The sequence below is a fragment of the Pseudomonas sp. R5(2019) genome (assembly GCF_009905435.1).
In the GTDB taxonomy this organism is placed as follows: domain Bacteria; phylum Pseudomonadota; class Gammaproteobacteria; order Pseudomonadales; family Pseudomonadaceae; genus Aquipseudomonas.
On the sequence record NZ_JAAAMT010000045.1, the window covers coordinates 14,880 to 38,608 of the forward strand.

A 23,729-nucleotide genomic window follows, 5' to 3' on the forward strand; every position below is an offset into this window, starting at 1 on the left:
CTCAAGGCCAGCCCCCTTGCTCCAGCGCTTCCAGGCGGGCATTGAGTTGCTGACGCAGGTCCTTGATCTGCTGTTCATCCTGGCTGTCGAGCACCTGCTCGAAGTGCGAGGTCATCAAATCAATGCGTTCGCGCAGTGTGCCAAGGCTTGCCTGGTAAAGGTGCTCCAGGCGGGCGATCAGTAGGGTGTTGGCCTGTTGCTCGCGCGGGTGGATTTTCAGCGCGGCGAGGGCTTCAAGGCGTTGTTCAACTTCGTCAGCGGTGAGTACGCCGGGGTTGTTCTGGATCACCAGGCGACGCTTTTCGCCCAACAGCGGGCAGTCGACTTCGGCCTCCAGCAAACCGTTGTGGTCGTAGCTGAAGCGCACTTGCAGGCTGATTTCTCCGGCCGGGCGCGGGGGGACCTCGATGCACACTTCGCCCAGGTAAATGTTCTCGCACACCCAGCGGCTTTCGCCCTGATAGACCTTGAGTAAAACCTCGGTCTGTTGATCGTGCAGGGTCATCACCCGCCGGACCCTGCTGACCGGCACGACACTGTTGCGCTCGATGATCGGCAGAAAATGCCCGGGCTCGACCCGGGTGCCGAGGTTGATCGAGGTTTCAATGCCCAGGGAGTACGGGCAGACATCGGTCATCACCACTTCGTCCAGCGCAGCGTCATGGCTGGCCAGCGCCGCTTGCACGGCGGCGCCGAGGGCCACGGCGTGATCCGGGTCGAGGCGCAGCGAGGGGAGGCGACTGAACAGCCCGGCCACCAGTTTGCGCACTTGTGGCATGCGCGTCGCGCCGCCGACCAGCAACACATCGTCGAGTTCGGCCGGGCGAATGCGCGCATCCGCAAGCGCCGTCTCGATAGGGGTGCGCAGGCGCGCGAGCAGGGGGGCATAGAGGGCTGGCAATTCCTCCTGATGGAAATCCCTGCGCCACTGCTGATCGTCATGACAGAGGCTGAAGGTCACGCACACCTGCTGCCCCAGGGCGTGACGTACCCGTTCAGCCTCGCGGCGCAGGCGGGCTGCCACCCGCGGTTCGGCCAAATCCGGCAGCGGTGGGTCGGCGTTCTGAGCGGCGATAAAAGCCTGGACCAGCAGCGTGTCGAAATCCTCGCCGCCGAGAAAGTTGTCACCGGCGCTGGCGCGCACTTCCATCACCCCGTCGAACAGCTCAAGCACCGACACATCAAAGGTGCCGCCACCGAGGTCAAACACCAGAAAGCAGGCGTCGCCCGCTTGCGGTTGCAGGCCATGGGCGAGGGCGGCGGCGGTCGGCTCGTTGACCAGCCGCAGCACCTTGAGCCCCGCCAGCTCGCCTGCGATCCGCGTAGCCTTGCGCTGGGCATCGCTGAAATAGGCCGGTACGCTGATGACTGCGGCACTGACCGGCTCGCCGAACTGGCGCTCGGCGTCCTCGCGCAAGCTGCGCAACACCAGCGCCGACAGCTCCTCGGCGCGCCATGCCTGCTCGCCCAGGCGTATCGCGCGAGCGCTGCCCATGGCGCGCTTGAACAGCGCCGCGGTCAGCTGAGGATGGGTTTGCAGGCGCTCGCGGGCAGCCCGCCCGACCATCACTCGGCCTTCATCGTCCAGCCCCACCACGCTGGGCGTCAGGAAGTCACCCAAGGCATTGGCGACCAGCTGCGGGGCACCCTCGCGCCAAGCGGCAATCAGGCTGTGAGTGGTACCGAGGTCGATGCCGACAATCATGCTGGCTCCAGGTCCGGATGACGCTCTGAGCATAGGACAGGATCAGCGGGCGCCGATACGCCCCCCGGCGCGGGATGTCGTGCTCGGGCATGGGGCTGGCGTTTTATCGACAGCAACCTAAGATGGCCGACACGAAACACCGAACAGGATGCATGCCACGCCATGGCGGAAAAAGACACGATTTCCATTCAACTGGTTCGCGAAGCCTTGCTGCAAAGTTGCCCACCGGGCGCGGCGACCACCGAAGCGCTGGTGCAAGTGGGCATCGACCCGGCGCTGCTCGAGCAGCCCCAGGCGCGGGTGCCGGCGCTGGCCTATGCGCGGCTGTGGCGGTTGCTGGCGCGCCAGCTCGATGATGAGTTTTTCGGCATGGACCCGCGCCGCCTGAAGTCCGGCAGCCTGGCCTTCCTCTGCCGCGCGGCGATGGCCCAGCCCAGCCTGGCCGCGGGGTTGGCCATGGTGCTGGAGTTTCTGTCGTTGATGTTCGAGCACCTGCAGGCTGACCTCGGGCGCCAGCAAAGCCTGGCCGAAGTGGTGCTGCGCGAGCAGGAGCGGCCGCCCCGGCGGGCGTTCTGCTATTTCACTTACTGGATGCTGGTGCATGGCGTTACCTGCTGGCTGGCCGGTCGGCGTATACCGATTCTGGCCATCGAGCTGCGTTGCGCCGAACCGGCCTTCTGCGACGATTACCGGGTGATGTTTTCCGAAAACCTGCGCTTTGGCCGTGCCCGTACCCGGATGATCTTCGCCGCGGACTGTCTGGACTTGCCCATTCGTCGCAGCGAGCAGGAGTTGCAGCGCTTTCTGGCCCAGGCGCCCGCCAATATCCTGGTCAAGTACCGCGATCAGGACAGCCTCGCCTGGCGGATCAGGAACGACCTGCGGCAACTGCCTGCCAGCGAGTGGCCGGAAACCGAAGCCCTGGCTCGCGATCTGTGCATTTCGGCGTCCACCCTGCGTCGGCGCCTGGCCGATGAGGGCCAGACCTATCAGGGCCTCAAGGATGCCGTGCGCAAGGAGTTGGCCGTGCATTGGCTGGCCGAGGCGCACATCAGTTTTGCCGAGATCGCCACGCGCCTGGGCTTTGCCGACACCAGTTCGTTCTATAAGGCGTTTCGCAAGTGGACGGGCACCAATCCTGGCCATTACCGCAGCCTGATTCTGTCCCAGGACGGGTCATAACCTTGTAAGGGCCAGGCGTTGCAGGGGCACTTCATCCTCGGGTTTTCTCCAAGGATGAGTGCCCGCAATGAGACAGGACAACACAAAACCCACGCAGACCGCACACGAACGCTTCCACGACCGCATGATCGAACAGGCCCTGCCGGCCTGGCTGAGCAAAGCCACGCCCGCGCAGGTCGACACCTTGCGCCAGAGCATGCAGGCCAGCCTCAACGCCCAGCGAGCGCTTCGCACGCTGTTGGCAAACCTCAAACCGATGGACTCGTTTTGTGCGCCGTTGCTCCAGGAGGCCTTGTTTACCCGTCTGGGTGATGGACTGGACAGCGATACGGACAGGTTCATCGCTACCCGCAAAGAGCCGGTGCTGACCTCGGTCCCGATCGGCGTGCCAGTGACGGATATCGTCGAAACGCGGATGAGTCTGTTCGAAGCCGCATTGCACAACTTCAGCCCGGATCAAACCACTTCCGAAGGCTTGATCGCAGGCACGCGGCTCATGACCTCCCGCGTCGATCCGCCGACAGCCCTCGATTTTATTGCCTGCTGCCGGGCCACGGATCTGGGGGGCGCCTACCAGGTTCATCTGAAGTCGGTGCTCAAGCCTGCCGATGAAATCGGCGATACAGATGGCCGAGCGGCACAGCGCGTGATATCGACCTTTGCCTCGAGTGCGTGCGAGGCGATGTACGTCGATGCACAGCTCGCGCTCCTGAAGGGTGACCTGAGCGGTCACGATTTTCATGTAGTGGAGCAGGCCTGCACGTTTAAACCCCTGAAAGAACCGTCAGGTACCGCGGTCCAGGCACATCGATTGAAGCTGCTTGGGGTCCAGATGAGCGATATCGTCGTGTTTGATCTGGCCGATGGCCGCGTTATTGCCTGTTTGCCGGGAAATCCTGGCAGGGCGGTGCAAGCCTTCGCTTCGCTGCGCGGGTTTGCCAATGCCCTGGAGCACCGCCTTCGCGATCCGCAATACCAAGGGTTTTTCAGCCGATACGTCCCCCGTACGGGGTATTCCCGGTTTTTTGGCACCCTGCGGGGGCGTTTTGACACGACCACGGCATTGGCCAACGTTGGCCTGGATGAGCGCTTGCTGACCCTGGACAGCCCTCTGTTCGACAGCTTGGCCCGCGAGCGAATCAACCGGATTCTTGAGGATGCAGCCGTGGTGGCGGTGCCCACCGCCACCCTCGACCGCAAGGCCGCCCTTGAGCACGCCCGGTGCATGAAGGCAGAAGGCTTGACCCTGCTCAATCTGGCGGGCTTGTTTGTGCCGGGGCTGGGTGAGGTCATGCTCGGCGTCGCCGTTTTTCAGCTGATGGGGGAGGTGTACCACGGCGTCAAGGATTGGCACGACGGCGATATCGATGAGGCTCTGGGGCATTTGTTCAACGTGGCGGCCAACGTCGCGCTGATGGGTGCCACGGTGGCGGGAGTGGTCGCCATTCGGACGGCGTTCGCGCGTTCGACCTATGTCGACAGTCTGTTGCCCGCGGACATGGAAGATGGCCGGACCAAACTCTGGAACCTGGATCTGACACCTTGGCAGCAGGCGCTGCCAGGCCCTCTGATGGCGGACGCCACGGGCATGTACCGGGTCGGGGCGCTGCGTTGGGTGAACATCGACGGTGGTTTCTACCCGGTGCGGGCAATCCTGGGCTCCGACCGCTGGCAACTGCCGCCGGCCAATGGCTTGGCGCCCATGTTGGCCCATAACGGCGCGGGTGCCTGGCGAATTCTGGCCGAGGATCCGTTGCAATGGAGCAATCCCCACTACCTGTTCCGCCGACTGGGTGAAGCCTATGCGCACTTCGACGGGCTCAGTATCGACCGAATCCTGGAAGTGACCGGTATCGACACGGCGCGGCTGCGTCAATGGCATGTAGAAAGCGTGCCCGCCGATGCCAATCTGCAAGATACCTGCACGCGCTTCGCGCTCGATGCCCGCATCGAGCGTTTTGTGCGGCGCCTGGAAGCGGGAGATCTTCCGGCCCGTGGCAGCGACGAACTGTTCGAGCCACTGATGGATGCGCTGCCGGACGCGTCCGCCCAGGAGCTTGCCCAGGCCATCCGCGCGCAACGCCCTGCCTTGTTCGAGACCGGTTACCAGCAAACCCAGGTCAGCGACGATGCACGCGTCCTGTTGTTACGCCGGGATTTCGCCTCGCTGACGCTGGCCGCTTGCCGAGAGCTTATTGCTGCCCATGCTGCGGAGTCTGCACAGATGTCAGCGCAGGGGCGGATCCCGCTGCGGATGGCAGAATTGGCCCGCGCTCACATTCGTGAAACCAGGATCACCCGAGCGCTGGAAGGGCGTTATCTGCACACCCGCTTTACCGGCATGCTTCCCGCCGCCAGTGCCATCGATCGCGATCAAGTGCCGGCATTACTGGGGTTACCCAACACCGAACTGCGGGTCAGGTGGCCAACGCGCTTGCCCAGTGGCAGGTGGGGCTACCCGCTCAGCGGTCGAGGTGAAGGCATGCCGCGCTCCTTGGCCAACCGCGTCCGGGAGATCTACCCCGGCCTGAGTGACGATGAGGTTGATGTGTGGGTTTCACAGTCCCTGGATGAGGAGGGCCTGGACGCGAGGCTTGCGACCTTGCGCGAACACTTTCGGCTGCTGGATGGCGCATTGCACGGGTGGGTTCTTGAAGTGTCTGGATCTCAGGTGTTGCAACGACAACTGCGACGGCAGGTAGCCCGCACCATCGAAGATGCATGGCGCCGCCGGAGCACGCGGGTATTCGATGTAACGGGGGGATTGCTGGGTTACCGCCTGAACATTTCAAACGTTGAGCCAGGCGGCTTGCCGTCACTGCCGATGTCCATCACCTTTACGCACATCTGTGAGCTGCTGATATCCAATATGGGGCTGGCGGAAATACCTGACAGCTTTATCCGCAGCTTCACCCAACTGCGCATGCTGGAACTCCCCGGAAATCGATTGCGTCGACTGCCTGCTCACCTTGACCGTTGCTCTGCGCTGACCACGCTGGATCTGCATGACAACTTCATCACTCTCGATTTGCAGCAAAGTGCAATGCTCGGCCGATTGACCTCCCTGGAGACGCTGGATCTGTCGGGTAATCCCATTGGTCCTTCCCTTGACCTGCGCCCCCTGACACGGCTGAACGACCTGTACCTGCGCCGCACCCTGATCGACCGACTGCCCACAGGGCTGCTTGAGCAGCCATTGCTGGTACTGGCGGATCTGCGTGATAACCAGATCACGCAGTTACCCGAGCGTTACTTTCTTGCCCCCCGATGGGTTCGCCGCGCAATCGTGCTGGACAACAATCCGCTGGAGGCCACCATCGAGCAGCGTATGAATGATCTGATGGAGGAGCCGCTTATTTCCATGGTGATTGCGCAAAGCTCCACCGAACTCTCCAACGCCCGCCTTGGTTGGCTGGCGCGCAGCGATTCGCAAGAGTTGGCCGAGCGTAAGCTGACTTGGGACCTGCTCCAGGCTGAAAGCGGGTCGACTGCGTTTTTCTCCCTGTTGATCGAGTTGCAGGGCGCTGCGGATTTCACGCGTCACCGTACTGACCTGACCCGGCGTGTCTTCGGCTTGCTCGAAGCGATGCGGCTGAATGCCGGCCTGCGCAGCGAAATGTTCGAACAAGCGGCGGCGCCGCGCACCTGCCACGACAGTGTGGCGTTGATCTTCAGCGGCCTGGAGGTCCGGCGCCAGGTCTGGCTGGCGCAGGCGTCAGCCGAGCAGGGCGGGCAAGGGGTGGCGCTGTTGCAGCTGGCCAGGCGCTTGTTTCGTCTGGATGAGGTCGAACGCATAGCGGCGGCGGATGTGTTGGCGCGACAGGAGGTGGGCCTTTCTCCCGATGAGATCGAGGTCAGCCTGGCCTATCGAATCGGGCTTCGCGAGCCGCTGGATTTGCCTGGTCAGCCGCTCAGCATGCTCTTCAACGAGATTGCCGGGGTGTCTGCAGAGCAACTGAGCAATGCCCGACGGCAAGTCATCGCGGCTGAGCGCACCGACCAACTGATGACATCCATCAGCCAGCGAGATTTCTGGGTCGACTACCTGCAGGCCCGCCATCGGGAGACCTTCGAGGCCACCGATGCGCCGTTTCACGATCAAGCAGCGATGCTGATGGAAAATCAGACGACATTGGCCGATAGCGACTACCAGGCCCAAATGAATGCCATCGCCGATCATCGGCGCGCAGCGCGCGAGGCGCTGATCCTGCGCTTGACGCACAAGGCCTTGAGCGCGGCTGTTGGCTGAGCCGGCGAGCGCCCGGCCTTGGCTTCAGATCAATCCCCCAGTAGGAGCCGAGCTTGCTCGCGATGAAGGCACCGCGGTATTCCAGACCGACCGAGTCGCCTTGATCGCGGGCAAGCCTTGCTCCCACACCCATCTCCATTCACACCGATATTGAGCGGGGCTTTTGTAGGAGCCGAGCTTGCTCGCGATGAAGGCACCGCGGTATTCCAGACCAACCGAGTCGCCTTGATCGCGGGCAAGCCTTGCTCCACACCCATCTCCATTCACACCGATATTGAGCGGGGGCTTTTGTAGGAGCCGAGCTTGCTCGCGATGAAGGCACCGCAGTTGCCACACTGGCCCCACACTCAATCGCATCGGCACGACGCCGATCCCCATGGCCAAACCAGTCACTCACATTGACAGCTTTGACCATTGCCCACGCGCCCCTCTAGCGCGACTATCTTCAGAACTTTCGTTGCCTCCAGACAATAACAAAACGAGGATTCTGACGATGCGCGATTACGCGACGGTGATGGCTGAGTACGACTACGCGAAAACCCTCCAGGCCACGCTCAGCGGTACGCTTTCTGCCCTCAATGCCTGTGTCGAGTGTTGCGACCGGCACGCCGGCAGTGACCGCACGGCGCTGTACTGGGAGGGCCGCGATGGCAGCAGTGCGCGCTACAGTTTCAGCCAATTGCAAACCGAGGCCGCACGTTTTGGCAACCTGCTCAAGGCGCGTGGCATCGGCCCGGGGGACCGGGTGGCCGGCTTGCTGCCGCGCACGGTCGAATTGCTGATTGCCGTGCTCGGCACCTGGCGCGTCGGGGCGGTCTATCAGCCCCTGTTCACGGCCTTCGGGCCCAAGGCCATCGAGCACCGAGTCGGTGCCTCGGGGGCCAGACTGGTGGTCACCGATAGCGCGAACCGACCCAAGCTCGACGAGGTTCAAGGCTGCCCGGCCATCCTCACTGTCGCTGCCGACCCTGCGTCGACCGATGCCGACTTCTGGAAAACCCTTCAACAGTGCAGCCCTGACTGCGACCCGGTCCTGCTCGAGGGCGAATCACCGTTCCTGCTGATGTTTACCTCTGGCACCACGGGCCCGGCCAAGCCGCTGGAAGTGCCGTTGCGCGCCATCGCCGCCTTTGAAGGCTATATGCGCGATGCCATCGACCTGCGCCCTGAAGACAACTTTTGGAACCTCGCCGACCCGGGCTGGGCCTACGGCCTGTACTACGCGGTCACCGGGCCGCTGGCGCTCGGCCACGCCACCACGTTTTTCGACGGCCCGTTCAGCGTCGACAGCACCCGGCGGATCATCCAGAAGTACGCCATCACCAATCTTGCCGGTTCTCCCACGGCCTATCGGATGCTGATTGCTGCCGGCGATGCCTTCAGCGCTGGCCTCAAGGGGCAACTGAGGGCCGTCAGCAGCGCGGGTGAGCCGCTCAACCCTGAAGTGATCCGCTGGTTCGCCCGCGAGCTGGACGTGACCATCCACGACCACTACGGCCAGACCGAAACCGGCATGCTGCTGTGCAATCACCATGGCCTGGCGCATCCGGTGCACCTGGGCGCCGCCGGCTTTGCCTCGCCGGGGCACCGGATCGTGGTGCTCGATGAACACAACAACGAGTTGCCCGCCGGGCAACCCGGCATTCTGGCGGTCGACCGCGAGCAATCGCCGATGTGCTGGTTCAAGGGCTACCACGGCTTTGCCACCAAGGCCTTCGTCGGCAAGTACTACTTGAGCGGCGACACCGTGGAGCTGAACGCCGATGGCAGCATCAGTTTTGTCGGCCGCTCCGATGACGTGATCACCACCTCCGGCTACCGGGTCGGGCCGTTTGACGTAGAGAGCGCGCTGATCGAGCACCCGGCCGTGGTCGAGGCGGCGGTGATCGGCAAGCCCGACCCCGAGCGCACCGAGCTGGTGAAGGCCTTCGTGGTCCTCGCCCAGGGCTTTGACGCCAGCCCGCAGCTGGCCGAAACCCTGCGCCTGCATGTGCGCCAGCGCCTGGCGGCGCATGCTTATCCTCGAGAAATCGAATTTGTCACCGAGTTGCCCAAGACCCCGAGCGGCAAGCTGCAACGGTTCATTTTGCGCAACCAGGAAATCGCCAAACTACAGGCTGCAGGCACACCCACCGCCAGCGCCTGAACCCAAGGAAAACTGCAATGCACATAGCCAATAAGGTCTTTATCGTCACCGGCGCGGCCTCGGGCCTGGGCGCTGCCACGGCGCAGATGCTGATCGAGGCCGGCGCCCGGGTGATGCTGGTCGACCTCAATGCCCAGGCGGTCGCCGACAAGGCCGTGGCCCTGGGTGCCAACGCTCGTCATGCGGTCGCCGACATCAGCCAGGAAGCGGCCGCCCAGGCCGCCGTGGCTGCCACTGTCGAGGCGTTCGGCGGCCTGCATGGGCTGGTCAACTGCGCGGGCGTTGTGGGCGCCGAGAAGATTCTTGGCAAGAACGGCCCGCACGCGCTGGACAGCTTCAGTCGGGTCATTAACATCAACCTGATCGGCAGTTTCAATATGCTGCGCCTGGCTTCGGCAGCGATTGCCGAGGGCCCGGCGGGCGAGGGCGGCGAGCGCGGGGTAATCATCAACACCGCCTCGATCGCTGCGTATGACGGCCAGATCGGCCAGGCCGCTTACGCCGCCTCCAAGGGCGCGATTGCCAGCCTGACCCTGCCCGCCGCACGGGAACTGGCGCGCTTCGGTATTCGGGTGATGACCATCGCCCCCGGCATTTTCGAAACACCGATGATGGCCGGCATGACCCAGGAAGTCCGCGACTCGCTGGCCGCCGGCGTGCCGTTCCCGCCGCGCCTGGGCTCGCCCACTGAATTTGCCGCGCTGGCCCGTCACATCATTGAAAACAGCATGCTCAACGGCGAGGTGATCCGTCTCGACGGCGCCTTGCGCATGGCTGCCAAATAATCAAGGAGTCACGTCATGACACTCGCCAATGATCCGATCGTAATCGTCAGCGCCGTGCGTACGCCCATGGGCGGTTTGCAGGGCGACTTCAAAAGCCTCAGCGCGCCGCAACTGGGCGCCGCGGCCATCAAGGCGGCCGTCGAGCGCGCCGGTGTGGCGGCGGGCAGCGTCGACCAGGTGCTGTTCGGCTGCGTGCTGTCGGCCGGCATCGGCCAGGCTCCCGCCCGCCAGGCCGCGCTCGGCGCCGGCCTGGACAAGGCCACCACCTGCACCACCTTGAACAAGATGTGCGGCTCCGGCATGCAGGCGGCGATCATGGGCCATGACCTGCTGCTGGCCGGCAGTGCCGAGGTGGTGGTGGCCGGCGGCATGGAAAGCATGTCCAACGCCCCGTACCTGCTGGAGCGGGCCCGCAGTGGCTATCGCATGGGCCACGGCAAGATCACCGACCATATGTTCTTCGACGGCCTGGAAGACGCCTATGACAAGGGTCGTCTGATGGGCACCTTCGCCGAAGATTGCGCCCAGGACCACGGCTTTTCCCGCGAAGTGCAGGACGCTTTTGCCATCGAATCGCTGACCCGTGCCCAGCAAGCGATCAAGGACGGCAGCTTCAAGGCCGAAATCGTTCCGGTGCCGGTGACCGTTGGCAAGGAACTGCGCCTGATCAGCGACGACGAACAACCGCCGAAGGCCCGCCTGGACAAGATCACCCAGCTCAAGCCAGCGTTTCGCGATGGCGGCACGGTGACGGCGGCCAACTCAAGCTCGATCTCCGACGGCGCCGCGGCACTGGTGCTGATGCGCCGCTCCGAAGCGCAGAAGCGCGGGCTCAAGCCACTGGCGGTGATTCATGGCCATGCGGCCTTTGCCGACACGCCGGGCCTGTTCCCGGTGGCACCGGTGGGCGCCATCGAAAAACTCATGAAGCGCACCGGCTGGCGACTGGATGAAGTCGACCTGTTCGAAATCAACGAGGCTTTTGCGGTGGTGACGCTGGTGACCATGGCCAAGCTGGAACTGCCACACCAGAAGGTCAATATCCACGGTGGCGCCTGCGCCCTGGGCCACCCGATCGGTGCCTCGGGCGCGCGGATTCTGGTCACGCTGCTCTCGGCCTTGCGCCAGAAAGGCCTCAAGCGCGGCGTGGCAGCGATCTGCATCGGCGGCGGCGAAGCCACGGCGATGGCCATCGAATGCCTGGAGTGAGGTGAGCCATGTTAGTCAACGATGAGCAACAACAGATCGCCGACGCGGCGCGCCAATTCAGCCAGGAGCGCTTGCGCCCGTTTGCCGCCGAGTGGGATCGGGAGCACCGCTTCCCCCGCGAGGCGATCACCGAGATGGCCGAACTGGGCTTTTTCGGCATGCTGGTGCCGGAGCAGTGGGGCGGTTGCGACACCGGTTATCTGGCTTACGCCATGGCCCTGGAAGAAATCGCCGCGGGCGACGGTGCCTGCTCGACCATCATGAGCGTGCACAACTCGGTCGGCTGCGTGCCGATTCTGAAGTTCGGCAACGATGAACAGAAACGCCAGTTTCTCGAACCGCTGGCCAGCGGCAGCATGCTCGGCGCTTTCGCCCTGACCGAGCCCCAGGCCGGTTCCGATGCCAGCAGCCTGAAAACCCGGGCCCGGCGCGACGGTGACCACTACGTGCTGAACGGCTGCAAGCAGTTCATCACCTCCGGTCAGAACGCGGGCCTGGTGATCGTCTTTGCGGTCACTGACCCGGCCGCCGGAAAACGCGGTATTTCAGCCTTTCTGGTGCCCACCGAGAGCCCCGGCTACAAGGTTGCGCGCATCGAAGACAAGCTCGGCCAACATGCCTCCGACACCTGCCAGATACTCTTTGAGGAGCTGCGCATTCCGGTCGCCAACCGGCTGGGTGAGGAGGGCGAGGGTTACAAGATCGCCCTGGCCAACCTCGAAGGCGGGCGCATCGGCATCGCCGCGCAATCGGTGGGCATGGCCCGCGCTGCGTTCGAAGCCGCCCGCGACTATGCGCGCGAGCGCGAAAGCTTCGGCAAGGCACTGGTCGATCACCAGGCTGTCGCCTTCAGGCTGGCCGACATGGCCACCCAGATCGCGGTAGCCCGACAAATGGTGCACTATGCGGCCAGCCTGCGGGATGCCGGCCGCCCGGCACTGGTGGAAGCCTCGATGGCCAAGCTGTTCGCCTCGGAAATGGCGGAGAAAGTCTGTTCCCAGGCCTTGCAGACGCTGGGCGGATATGGCTATCTCAACGACTTTCCGCTGGAGCGGATCTACCGCGACGTCCGGGTTTGCCAGATTTACGAGGGCACCAGCGATATTCAGCGCATGGTCATTGCGCGCAATCTTTGAAGGGAGAAAGCTTCGATGTCGTATGAAACGATTTTGCTTGAGGTTCGTGGCCGCGTGGGGCTGATCACCCTCAACCGGCCGCAGGCGCTCAACGCCCTCAACGCGCAGATCATTAGCGAGCTGAACCAGGCCCTCGATACTCTGGAAGCCGACAGCACTATTGGCTGCATCGTCCTGACCGGTTCCGCCAAGGCGTTTGCCGCCGGTGCCGATATCAAGGAAATGGCCGAACTGACCTACCCGCAAATCTACCTGGACGACCTGTTTACCGACAGCGACCGGGTCGCCAACCGTCGCAAGCCGATCATCGCGGCAGTGTCCGGTTTTGCCTTGGGTGGCGGCTGCGAGCTGGCACTGATGTGCGACTTCATCCTGGCGGCCGACAACGCCAGGTTCGGCCAGCCTGAAATCAACCTGGGCGTGCTGCCAGGCATGGGCGGCACCCAGCGCCTGACCCGCGCGGTGGGCAAGGCCAAGGCCATGGAACTGTGCCTGACCGGCCGGTTGATGGACGCCGAAGAAGCCGAACGCGCTGGCGTGGTGGCCCGCATCGTGCCGCAGGCCGATCTGCTGGAAGAGGCGCTGAAGGTAGCCGACAAAATCGCCAGCAAATCCCTGCCGGTGGCCATGATGGTCAAGGAAAGCGTCAATCGCGCATTTGAAGTCAGCCTGTCGGAAGGTGTGCGTTTTGAACGTCGGGTGTTCCATGCCGCGTTTGCCATGCAAGACCAGAAGGAAGGCATGGCGGCGTTTATCGCCAAGCGCGAGGCCAAGTTCGAGAATCGCTAAATGGCTTCTGTAGGAGCCGGGCTCGCCCTAATGCCAGTCGCTTAAGGAACTGAACTCCGCAGCTTATGTAGGAGCGGCGGTCCGGCGTCCCGGCCTGGCCGCGATGGGCTGCGAAGCGGCCCCGGCGATTCTGAAATCACCTGCACTCGCTGGCTGAATCGCAGATGCCAATGGCCTCAGGGGCCGCTGCGCGGCCCATCGCGGCCAGGTCCGCTCCTACATGGATTTCGGCGGATCATCCCTTAGCCGCCCGGCTGCATAAAAGTGTGAGCACCCCGTCACACTTTTTCGATATACCTTCTATGCTCATTTGTTCCATTCGCGTCTTTACCGGGGGATCGTCGCTGGGCGGATCGAATGACTCCGCTTTTTTTCCAGGGACCTGTGTTGGGGCTAAATCCATCTGAACTTTTGCCGCTGCCACTGGCTCGGAACTTAAGCAGGGGCGCCGGCTTTAACGGTGCTGATCGAACCTGGCCAAATCCAGCCAAACCAGCGTCCACGGGGCGTAAGGAGCGATGCTCGATGACGGTAGATGAGCCTTTCGAAGCGGGCCAGACGGCCCACGCCAACGACAGCGCAACCCAGGTGCTGGGTATCTCCCAGGCCTTGTTGATGCCGCGCCTGGTGATCGAAAACACCATGCCGGTGCTTGAAGGCGGGCTGTTTGCCGCCAAGGCGATCATCGGTCAACCGATCACGGTGGACAGCAAGATTTTTGCCGATGGCCACGACAAACTGGCCGCGATCCTGCGCTGGCGCCCGGTGCACAGCGAGCACTGGCAAAGCGTGCCGATGGTCGATCTGGGCAACGACAGTTGGCAGGCACAGTTTTGCGCCCCGACCGTGGGCCGCTATGTGTTCTGCATTGAAGCCTGGATCGACCCGTATGCGACCTACCGTTATGAGCTCGAAAAAAAGCATATGGCCGGCGTGCCGGTCGGTCTCGAACTCGAGGAGGGGCGTCGTCATCTGTTGCAAAGTGCCAAGCGCAGCAACGCCGGTCTTCAGCGGCAACTGCAGCACCTGCACGACGAACTGTTGACCCTGGAGCAGGACGATCAGGTTGGTCTATTGCTCAGTCCCGACACAGCGCAGCTGATGGGGTTGGCCGACCACCGCGCCTATTTAAGCCGCAGCCACGAATTCCCGCTGGAAGTGGAACGCGAGCGCGCCCAGTTCGCCAGTTGGTATGAGCTGTTCCCGCGCTCGATCACCGATGACGCGTCCGTCCATGGCACCTTCGACAACGTCCATAGCCGCCTGGCGATGATCCGTGACATGGGCTTTGACGTACTGTATTTCACCCCTATCCACCCCATCGGCCTGGCGTACCGTAAAGGGCCGAACAATGCCTTGCAGGCCGGTCCCGACGACCCCGGCAGCCCGTACGCCATTGGCGGTGCCGAAGGTGGCCACGACGCCATCCACCCGCAGCTGGGCAGCCTCGAGGACTTTCGCCGGCTGGTGGCCGCGGCCGCCGAACACGGGCTGGAAATCGCCCTGGATTTCGCCATCCAGTGCTCCCAGGACCACCCTTGGCTGAAAGAGCATCCGGGTTGGTTCTCCTGGCGCCCTGACGGCACCATTCGCTATGCGGAAAATCCACCGAAAAAATACCAGGACATCGTCAGCGTCGACTTCTACGCCGCCGACGCGGTTCCCAGCCTCTGGCTGGCGCTGCGCGACATCGTCCGTGGCTGGGTCGAGGAGGGCGTGAAGACCTTTCGCGTCGATAACCCGCACACCAAGCCGCTGCCGTTCTGGCAATGGCTGATCGAAGACATTCGCAACCAGTACCCCGATGTCATCTTCCTCGCCGAAGCCTTTACCAAGCCGGCGATGATGGCGCGGCTGGGCAAGGTCGGCTATTCCCAGAGCTACACCTATTTCACCTGGCGCAACACCAAGGCCGAGCTGCAAAGCTATTTCACAGAGTTGAACCAGCCGCCGTGGTCGCACTGTTACCGGCCGAACTTTTTCGTCAACACCCCGGACATCAACCCGTTCTTCCTGCATGAATCCGGAAGGCCGGGCTTTTTGATCCGTGCGGCACTGGCGACCATGGGCTCGGGGTTGTGGGGCATGTATTCGGGCTTTGAGTTGTGTGAATCGGCGGCGGTGCCGGGCAAAGAGGAGTACCTGGACTCGGAAAAATACGAGATCCGCCCGCGGGACTTCACGCAATCGGGCAACATCATCGCCGAGATCGCCCAGCTCAACCGCATCCGCCGCCTCAACCCGGCGCTGCAAACCCATCTGGGGCTGGCGTTCTATCACTGCTGGAACGACAACATCCTGTATTTCGGCAAACGCACCGCAGATCGCGGCAATTTCATTCTGGTGGCGGTCAGCCTCGACCCGCACAACGCCCAGGAGGCGCATTTCGAACTGCCGCTCTGGGAGCTGGGGCTGGACGACGACGCCGACACCACTGGGGAAGACCTGATGACCGGCCACCGCTGGACCTGGCATGGCAAGACTCAATGGATGCGCCTCGAACCCTGGCTCCTGCCGTTCGGTATCTGGCGCATCGAGAAAGCCCTCTAGGAAGCCTTCAGGAGGGAATGGACATGGCCAGGAAAAACCGTCCGGCGGCGTTTATCGATGACCCACTCTGGTACAAGGACGCAATCATTTACCAGGTGCATGTGAAGTCGTTTTTTGATTCCAACAACGATGGTATCGGCGACTTTCCCGGCCTGATCGCCAAGCTCGACTACATCGCCGACCTGGGTGTGAACACCGTCTGGCTACTGCCGTTCTACCCCTCGCCACGGCGCGATGACGGCTATGACATCGCTGAATACAAGGCCGTCAGCCCGGATTACGGCACCCTGGCCGATGTAAAGCGCTTTATTAACGAGGCGCACCAGCGCGGGTTACGGGTCATCACGGAGCTGGTGATTAACCACACCTCAGATCAACACTCCTGGTTCCAGCGCGCCCGACACGCCAAGCCGGGCTCCAGGGCCCGGGACTTTTATGTCTGGTCCGATGACGACCAGAAATACAGCGGCACCCGGATCATCTTCCTGGATACCGAAAAGTCCAATTGGACCTGGGACCCGGTGGCCGGTCAGTATTTCTGGCACCGGTTTTACTCCCATCAACCGGACCTGAACTTCGACAACCCGCAAGTCATGAAGGCGGTGATCGGCGTCATGCGCTATTGGCTCGACATGGGCATCGACGGCTTGCGCCTGGATGCCATCCCGTACCTGATCGAGCGCGATGGCACCCACAATGAAAACCTCCCCCAGACCCACCAGGTGCTCAAGCAGATTCGCGCCGAGATCGACGCGAACTACCCCGACCGCATGTTGCTGGCCGAGGCCAACCAATGGCCGGAGGACACCCAGCTGTATTTTGGCGATGGCAACGGCTTGGCCGGTGATGAGTGCCACATGGCCTTTCACTTCCCGCTGATGCCGCGCATGTACATGGCGCTGGCCCAGGAAGACCGCTTTCCGATCACCGATATTCTGCGCCAGACCCCAGAGATCCCGCCCAACTGCCAATGGGCGATTTTTTTGCGCAACCACGATGAGCTGACGCTGGAAATGGTCACCGACCGCGAGCGCGACTACCTGTGGAATCACTACGCGGCGGACCGGCGGGCACGCATCAACCTGGGCATCCGTCGTCGCCTGGCGCCGCTGCTGGAGCGCGACCGGCGGCGCATCGAGTTGCTCAACAGCCTGCTGTTATCGATGCCCGGTACGCCGACCCTGTATTACGGCGATGAAATCGGCATGGGTGACAACATCTACCTGGGCGATCGCGACGGGGTGCGCACGCCCATGCAGTGGTCCATTGACCGCAATGGCGGGTTCTCCCGGGCAGACCCGGCGAGCCTGGTGTTGCCGCCGATCATGGACCCGCAATACGGCTATCAATCGGTCAATGTCGAAACCCAGGCCAGCGACCCCCACTCGTTGCTCAACTGGACCCGCCGCTTGCTGGCGGTGCGCAAACAGCAACAGGCATTCGGGCGCGGTAGCCTGAAGATGCTCTCGCCGGCCAACCGGCGAATCCTGGCCTACCTGCGCGAACACGCGGCGGCCGACGGCTCGGTGGAGACCGTGCTCTGCGTGGCCAACGTCTCGCGCGCCGCCCAGGCGGCCGAGCTGGACCTGTCGCAATACGCCGGCCGAGTGCCGGTGGAGATGCTGGGCGGCAGTGCGTTTCCGCCGATCGGCCATTTACCGTTCCTGCTGACCCTGCCACCTTACGGCTTTTATTGGTTCCTGCTGGCCTCGGCCACGCAGATGCCCAGTTGGCATGTGGTGCCCGCGCAAAGCCTGCCGGAGTTCACCACCCTGGTGGTGAAAAAACGCATGGAAGAGCTGCTCGAGTCGCCTGCCCGCGATGTGCTGGAAACCCAGGTCTTGCCGCAGTACCTGCCCAAACGCCGCTGGTTCGGGGGCAAGGACGCCGGGATCGAAGCGGTTCGGCTGGCCTATGGCGTGCGTTTTGGCACACAGGCGGCCCCCGTACTGTTCAGCGAAATCGAAGTGGATAGCGGCAGCCAGACCAGCCGCTATCAATTGCCGTTCGGGCTGCTGGCCGAAGACCAGATCAACAGCGCGCTGCCCCAGCAGCTGGCGCTTTCGCGAGTGCGACGCGGCGGGCAGGTTGGCCTGATCACCGATGCGTTTACCCTGGAAACCTTTATTCGCGCTGTGTTGGCAGGCCTCAACCAAGGCATCCGCCTGCCGCTCGATGGCGAGGGCGAGCTGCGCTTTGAAGGCAGTGAATGGCTGGCGCGCCTGGGTCTTGGAGACGACGCCGAGGTGCGTTATCTGTCGGCCGAGCAATCCAACAGTTCGGTGGTGGTCGGTAAAAATCTGGTGCTGAAGATGATCCGGCGCGTCAGTGGCGGCATTCACCCCGAGCTCGAAATGGGGGCGTACCTGACCGCTGCCGGCTTTGCCAATATTTCACCGCTGCTGGGGTTCGTCAGCCGGGTCGACCCACAGGGCCAGCCGCACTTGCTGATGATCGCCCAAGGCTACTTGAGCAATCAGGGCGATGCCTGGGACTGGACCCAGAACAGCCTTGAACGCGCCACCCGTGACGAATTGGAACCGGCGCACTCGGCCCAGGAGCAACACTCCAACGCCCTGGCGGAACTGGCCAGTTTCGCCGGTCTGCTGGGCCAGCGCCTGGGCGAAATGCACCTGCTGCTGGCGGTCGGCAGTGACAACCCGGATTTCAGCCCGCGGCACAGCACGGCCGAGGATGCACAACAATGGAGCGCGAGCATCAATGCGCAAGTCGAGCGAGCACTGCAATTGCTCGCCGCGCACCGCAATGCACTGGAAGAGGACGAACAAGGGCTGGTCGATGACCTGCTGCGTCAGCGCGATGAGCTGCTCAGCCATATCGAAGACCTGTGCCGGCGCTCGATGGGTGGCTTGATCATGCGGGTCCATGGCGACCTGCACCTGGGCCAGGTTCTGGTGGTCCAGGGCGATGCTTACCTGATCGATTTCGAGGGCGAGCCGGCCCGCCCGCTCGAGGAGCGGCGCGGCAAATACAGCCCGTACAAAGACGTCAGCGGGGTGCTGCGCTCGTTCGATTACGCCGCCGCGATGGCGCTGCGCAACGCCCAGAGCGTCGACCCGACCGTCGAAGCCAGGCAGGCGCGCCAACGCATTACCCGGCGTTACCTGCATGTTTCGCGGCATGCCTTTATCGAGGCCTACGGGCTGGCCACGGCGAGCCTCGGGCACGCCTGGGCCGATGTCGATGGCGAGAGTGCCGCCCTTGAATTGTTCAGCCTGGAAAAGGCTGCCTACGAAATAATTTACGAAGCCGAGAATCGGCCGAGCTGGCTGGCCGTGCCTTTGCATGGCCTTTATGGGTTGTTGAGTACGTGGGGAGAGCAGTAGATGAACGCGCACAAGGAACAAGGCATGAGTCGTAGCTGGGCAGTACCTCATCAGCGTGATATCGACGCGCTGGTGCGAGCGGAACATCATGACCCGTTTTCAATACTCGGCCCGCACAGTGATGGGGCCGATGGGCAATATATCCGGGCATTCTTGCCCAATGCCCTGAGTGTGCAGGTGCTTGCCCGCGATGGCCAGCCGCTTGGCGCCCTGGAACAGGGCGAAGTGCCTGGCTTGTTCATTGGCCAATTCGACCACGCCCAGCCGTATTTGTTGAAGACCCAGTGGGCCGGTGGCGAGCAGATCAGCGAAGACCCTTACAGCTTTGGCAAGTTGTTGGGCGACATGGACCTTTACCTGTTTTCCGAAGGCAATCACCGTGACCTGAGCGCAGCCTTTGGCGCCCAGGTGATGCAGGTGGACGGCGTCGACGGCGTGCGCTTTGCGGTCTGGGCGCCGAATGCCCGGCGGGTGTCGGTGGTCGGCGACTTCAACGCCTGGGACGGACGCCGCCACCCCATGCGCTTGCGTCACGCCTCGGGTGTGTGGGAAATCTTCATCCCACGGCTTGCGCCCGGCGAGGCCTACAAATACGAAATCCTGGGCAGCCATGAGATCCTGCCGCTCAAGGCCGACCCGATCGCCCTGGCCACGCAGATGCCGCCGGAAACCGCGTCGGTGGTGGCCAAGCCCTTGCAGTTCGACTGGCAGGATCAGGACTGGCTGCAAACCCGTGGCGATCGTCACCGGGGCAATGCGCCGCTGTCGATTTACGAGCTGCATGTGGGCTCATGGCACTGCGAGACTGACGATGTGGGCGAGGTGGTGCGCTCGTTCAACTGGCGTGAACTGGCCGAACGCCTGGTCCCCTATGTGCAGCAGCTGGGCTTCACCCACGTCGAATTGATGCCGATCATGGAGCACCCGTTTGGTGGCTCCTGGGGCTATCAGCCGTTGTCGCAGTTCGCCCCCAGCGCGCGTTACGGTTCGGCCGAGGATTTTGCCTTCTTCGTCAATGCCTGCCACTTGGGCGGCATCGGCGTGATCCTGGACTGGGTACCGGCTCACTTCCCCAGCGACACCCATGGCCTGGCCCAGTTCGACGGTACCTCGCTCTACGAATACGGCAACCCGCAGGAAGGCTTCCACCAGGACTGGGACACCCTGATTTACAACCTGGGCCGCACTGAAGTGCACGGTTTCATGCTGGCCTCGGGGCTGCACTGGCTCAAGCATTTCCATGTCGACGGGCTGCGTGTCGACGCGGTTGCCTCGATGCTCTATCGCGACTACTCGCGCAAGGCCGGCGAGTGGGTACCGAACCGCCATGGCGGCCGCGAGAACCTTGAGGCCATCGATTTTCTGCGCCACTTGAACGATGTGGTAGCGCTCGAAGCGCCGGGTGCGATGGTGATTGCCGAGGAGTCGACCGCCTGGCCCGGCGTCAGCCAGCCGACTCAGCAGGGCGGCCTGGGCTTCTCGTACAAATGGAACATGGGCTGGATGCACGACACCCTGCATTACATCCAGCACGACCCGATCCACCGTGCCCACCATCACAACGAGATGAGCTTCGGGCTGATCTACGCCTATTCCGAGCATTTCATCCTGCCGATTTCCCACGATGAAGTGGTGCACGGCAAGCATTCGCTGATCGACAAGATGCCCGGTGACCGCTGGCAGAAGTTTGCCAACCTGCGCGCCTACCTGACCTTTATGTGGGCGCACCCGGGCAAGAAGTTGTTGTTCATGGGCTGCGAGTTCGGCCAATGGCGAGAGTGGAACCACGACAGCGAGCTGGACTGGTACCTGCTGCAATACCCTGAACACCTTGGGGTGCAAAAGCTGGTTGGCGACCTGAACCGCGTCTACCGCGACCTGCCGGCCCTGCATGAGCAGGACTGCGTGCCCCAGGGCTTCCAGTGGCTGATCGGCGACGATGCCCACAACAGCGTCTTCGCCTGGCTGCGCTGGAGTTCGAGCGGCGAGCCGCTGCTGGTGGTGGCCAACTTCACCCCGGTGCCGCGCGAGGCCTACCGCATTGGCGTGCCATTCGCCGAGCGTTGGAGCGAGGTGCTCAACAGCGATGCGCAGGTGTATGCCGGCAGTAACTTCGGCAACCTGGGCAGCGTGGAGACTGAAGCGATTCCGAGCCATGGGCAGCCGCTGTCGCTGTCGTTGCGCCTGCCGCCATTGGGGGTGTTGATTCTCAAGCCGCAGTAACGGGCCTGCTGTGCAGGCCTAAGATTGATGACAAACCCCCTGTAGGAGCAAGGCTTGCCTGCGATGCAGGCGCCACTGTGTTCCTGACACAACGCGGCGCCTGCATCGCAGGCAAGCCTTGCCCCTACAGTCGAATCCAGCAGGTAGATTTGGGATTGTCAGCCGCGAAGCACCTACCACCTGACCCGCATCCCGATATTGCCGATCATCCCATTCAAGTCATCGTCATCGATGTTACTGCTGTAATCGGCACTGACGAACACGCTCACCTTCTGATTCACCCGCGCCACCAACCCCAAACCCAACTCCACGGTGGTGGCGTTGCGGCCGCTGCTGATTTTGTCGACCTGGCCCAGGCTCAGGGTGTCGCCACCGGAAAAGTCGTGCCAGACGTTGGTCCGTACATAGGGTTCCAACGGCATGCCGCTGACCCTATAGCGCCCGGACAGGCGTGCACCGATCCGGCCAGTCCAGGTCGGCATCGAATCGTAGGCCTGCAGGGTCGCGGCCTGGTCCTGGGCACCGGGGAAGAACTGCTGGTTGATCACTTGCGCTTGCGGTTCAATCACCCAGTTTTTCGACAGCGTGATCGGATAGCCGCCCTCCAACGACAAGGTCAGGGCATGGCCATTGCCGTCGAGGCGGCTGCCGTCGTCGGCGCGGCCAATGCTGTCAAAACGGGTACCCATGGCCACCGCATCCAGGTGCCAGCCCTGGGTATGGGCCATGGTCCAATACACCCCAAGGCTCTGGCCTTCAAGGCTCACCGCGCCCTTGTTGTCGTTGCCCCGTGGGCTCATGCCATCCAGGCCGCTCTGCATGCGGTTATGACCGACGAAGAAGCCGGCGCGGTGGGTGTTGCCATCGGTGCTTTCACGCACGATCAGGTCAGGGCTGATCTGCACGTTGGCGTTGGTGTTGGTGAAGCGTGTTTCCAAGGGTGTGGCGGTCCGGGCCTGGCCGATTCCGGGGAAGTACTGGCTCCAGGTGCTGGCGATATCATCGTTATGACGCTCCAGATTTCGATCGGCCAACCGTTCCTGCAACGAACCCAGGGTATTGACTGCCAGGCCGGCCGCGGTGGGCGGCTGCAAGGTGAGCAAGGGCATGGCCTGCGTGCTGGCAAAGTACGAGTCGTCGTCCTCAAGACTGAATGCGCGGGATTCCACAGGGGTCGCGAGCAGCACCGACGTGGAAATCGCTAAGAAAACATAATCCAGGCCCATTGGGTTCGATGGTTTTCTCATGGCGGATCTCCTCTCTTGACTACCAAAGGTCTGGCCAAGAGTCACGCCGGCTGCAATCTGAAAAAAACAGGGGGCGGCCGAAGCCAGCAAGCCAAACCCAGGCCCGCGCAAGAAGCGCGAGCTAGAGGCCTGGCAAGTTCTCTTTCGAGTGGTTGTGCACCTTGTAGCTAAGGAGACGCCGGGGGTTGCGTCAAGAATATGAATCCTGCCGTTAGCTGGCTATTCATGGGTCACAAACCGTTGAATATCTTGAATAAAAAACGCGAGATAGCCCCCATCAGAATTTAAACCCTGCTAGCTATGCCGAATCATTGCTAAAGATGCACTTCTACCGCCAACGGCAGATGATCGGAGAGGTGCGTCCAGGGTTTGCTGCCGAGGATTTGCGGCTCGTGGCTGCGGGCATTGCGCAGGTAAATGCGATCCAGGCGCAGCAATGGGAAGCGGGCCGGGTAAGTTTTGGCCAGAAGGCCGTGGTGATGTTCAAAGGCTTCATGAAGGTCTGAACACTTGGCCATTTGCGCATTGCCGCGCAGCTGCCAATCGTTGAAGTCACCGGCGATGATTACCGGCGCGGTGTCCGGCAGAGACTCCAGCAAGCGCCGCAACAAACCCAACTGCAACTGACGGTGGCTTTCAAGCAGCGACAGGTGCACGCAGATCGCATGCACCTCGTGGTGCCCGGGCACCTGCAGTACACAGTGCAGCAGGCCACGGCGTTCGGGGCCGGTAATGGACACATCGAGGTTGCGATGGCGCACGATGGGGTATTTGGAGAGCAACGCATTGCCATGATGCCCTTTGGGGTATACGGCGTTGCGTCCGTACGCGAAGTCGCTCCACATGCTGTCGGCGAGAAATTCGTACTGCGAGGTGGGCGGCCAGTTGCTGAATTTTGAGGCGTGGCGTTCATGATCGCCCAGCACCTCCTGCAGAAACACCAGGTCGGCGCGGGTACTGCGCACCGCCTCGCGCAGCTCCGGCAAGATGAAGCGCCGGTTGAAGGCGGTGAAGCCTTTGTGAGTATTGACGGTCAGCACTCGCAGGCGCTGCACGGCGGGTTGAGCGGTGAAGGGGGGCGGTTTGACAGCTTCGTCCAGCGGGTCGAAAGACACGGTCGTTCCTTGAAGACGCGGTACCTACTACTGCGACTGTCAAAGG

Annotated in this window: 13 protein-coding genes; 10 read left to right on the top strand and 3 right to left on the bottom strand. The window is 62.7% G+C overall.

Annotated features, from left to right (window positions below; translation table 11 throughout):
- Nucleotide 1: 1 nt before the first annotated feature.
- Nucleotides 2–1,705: an Hsp70 family protein gene (locus GUY40_RS22665; protein ID WP_166571144.1), complete on the bottom strand. Its 1,704-nt coding sequence runs from the start codon at nt 1,703–1,705 to the stop codon at nt 2–4.
- Between the two features lie 162 nt (nt 1,706–1,867).
- On the opposite strand from GUY40_RS22665, the gene GUY40_RS22670 reads away from it, so the two are divergent.
- From GUY40_RS22670 to glgB, 10 genes are all read left to right on the top strand, one after another.
- Nucleotides 1,868–2,887 (top strand): AraC family transcriptional regulator, encoded by a 1,020-nt coding sequence (locus GUY40_RS22670; RefSeq protein ID WP_166571145.1) that lies wholly within the window; start codon nt 1,868–1,870, stop codon nt 2,885–2,887.
- A gap of 67 nt (nt 2,888–2,954) precedes the next feature.
- Entirely contained in the window at nt 2,955–7,136 is a 4,182-nt protein-coding gene (locus GUY40_RS22675) for an NEL-type E3 ubiquitin ligase domain-containing protein (protein ID WP_166571146.1), read from the top strand.
- Nucleotides 7,137–7,629: 493 nt separating this feature from the next.
- Nucleotides 7,630–9,282, top strand: a complete 1,653-nt coding sequence (locus GUY40_RS22680; RefSeq protein WP_166571147.1) for an AMP-binding protein — start codon at nt 7,630–7,632, stop codon at nt 9,280–9,282.
- Nucleotides 9,283–9,299: 17 nt separating this feature from the next.
- Nucleotides 9,300–10,067, top strand: coding sequence for an SDR family NAD(P)-dependent oxidoreductase (locus tag GUY40_RS22685; protein WP_166571148.1), 768 nt, complete (start codon nt 9,300–9,302; stop codon nt 10,065–10,067).
- 15 nt (nt 10,068–10,082) lie between these two features.
- The gene (locus tag GUY40_RS22690; protein ID WP_166571149.1) at nt 10,083–11,276 is read left to right on the top strand and encodes an acetyl-CoA C-acyltransferase; all 1,194 of its coding nucleotides are present in this window, start codon (nt 10,083–10,085) and stop codon (nt 11,274–11,276) included.
- Nucleotides 11,277–11,284: 8 nt separating this feature from the next.
- On the top strand, nt 11,285–12,412 hold the full coding sequence (locus GUY40_RS22695) for an acyl-CoA dehydrogenase (RefSeq protein WP_166571150.1): 1,128 nt from the start codon (nt 11,285–11,287) through the stop codon (nt 12,410–12,412).
- A gap of 15 nt (nt 12,413–12,427) precedes the next feature.
- On the top strand, nt 12,428–13,201 hold the full coding sequence (locus tag GUY40_RS22700) for an enoyl-CoA hydratase (RefSeq protein ID WP_166571151.1): 774 nt from the start codon (nt 12,428–12,430) through the stop codon (nt 13,199–13,201).
- A 525-nt stretch (nt 13,202–13,726) separates the two neighbouring features.
- Complete coding sequence (locus GUY40_RS22705) at nt 13,727–15,751, top strand: alpha-1,4-glucan--maltose-1-phosphate maltosyltransferase (protein WP_166571152.1); 2,025 nt, start codon at nt 13,727–13,729, stop codon at nt 15,749–15,751.
- Between the two features lie 23 nt (nt 15,752–15,774).
- A complete protein-coding gene (gene treS / locus GUY40_RS22710) occupies nt 15,775–19,098 on the top strand; it encodes a maltose alpha-D-glucosyltransferase (RefSeq protein ID WP_166571153.1) in 3,324 nt (1,107 codons plus the stop codon).
- Complete coding sequence (gene glgB / locus GUY40_RS22715; RefSeq protein ID WP_166571154.1) at nt 19,099–21,321, top strand: 1,4-alpha-glucan branching protein GlgB; 2,223 nt, start codon at nt 19,099–19,101, stop codon at nt 21,319–21,321.
- Between the two features lie 173 nt (nt 21,322–21,494).
- Here the strand turns inward: glgB and GUY40_RS22720 are convergent, their stop codons facing one another.
- Entirely contained in the window at nt 21,495–22,568 is a 1,074-nt protein-coding gene (locus GUY40_RS22720) for an autotransporter outer membrane beta-barrel domain-containing protein (RefSeq protein WP_166571155.1), read from the bottom strand.
- A gap of 314 nt (nt 22,569–22,882) precedes the next feature.
- Nucleotides 22,883–23,683 (bottom strand): endonuclease/exonuclease/phosphatase family protein, encoded by an 801-nt coding sequence (locus tag GUY40_RS22725; RefSeq protein ID WP_166571156.1) that lies wholly within the window; start codon nt 23,681–23,683, stop codon nt 22,883–22,885.
- Between the last annotated feature and the right edge of the window lie 46 nt (nt 23,684–23,729).

Excerpts from the sequence above, each read along its gene's own strand:
- GUY40_RS22705 (WP_166571152.1), top strand. The coding sequence starts at position 13,727 with ATGACGGTAGATGAGCCTTTCGAAGCGGGCCAGACGGCCCACGCCAAC.
- GUY40_RS22685 (WP_166571148.1), top strand. The coding sequence starts at position 9,300 with ATGCACATAGCCAATAAGGTCTTTATCGTCACCGGCGCGGCCTCGGGC.
- GUY40_RS22695 (WP_166571150.1), top strand. The coding sequence starts at position 11,285 with ATGTTAGTCAACGATGAGCAACAACAGATCGCCGACGCGGCGCGCCAA.
- treS (WP_166571153.1), top strand. The coding sequence starts at position 15,775 with ATGGCCAGGAAAAACCGTCCGGCGGCGTTTATCGATGACCCACTCTGG.
- GUY40_RS22720 (WP_166571155.1), bottom strand. The coding sequence starts at position 22,568 with ATGAGAAAACCATCGAACCCAATGGGCCTGGATTATGTTTTCTTAGCG.
- GUY40_RS22670 (WP_166571145.1), top strand. The coding sequence starts at position 1,868 with ATGGCGGAAAAAGACACGATTTCCATTCAACTGGTTCGCGAAGCCTTG.
- GUY40_RS22675 (WP_166571146.1), top strand. The coding sequence starts at position 2,955 with ATGAGACAGGACAACACAAAACCCACGCAGACCGCACACGAACGCTTC.
- GUY40_RS22680 (WP_166571147.1), top strand. The coding sequence starts at position 7,630 with ATGCGCGATTACGCGACGGTGATGGCTGAGTACGACTACGCGAAAACC.
- glgB (WP_166571154.1), top strand. The coding sequence starts at position 19,099 with ATGAACGCGCACAAGGAACAAGGCATGAGTCGTAGCTGGGCAGTACCT.
- GUY40_RS22700 (WP_166571151.1), top strand. The coding sequence starts at position 12,428 with ATGTCGTATGAAACGATTTTGCTTGAGGTTCGTGGCCGCGTGGGGCTG.
- GUY40_RS22665 (WP_166571144.1), bottom strand. The coding sequence starts at position 1,705 with ATGATTGTCGGCATCGACCTCGGTACCACTCACAGCCTGATTGCCGCT.
- GUY40_RS22690 (WP_166571149.1), top strand. The coding sequence starts at position 10,083 with ATGACACTCGCCAATGATCCGATCGTAATCGTCAGCGCCGTGCGTACG.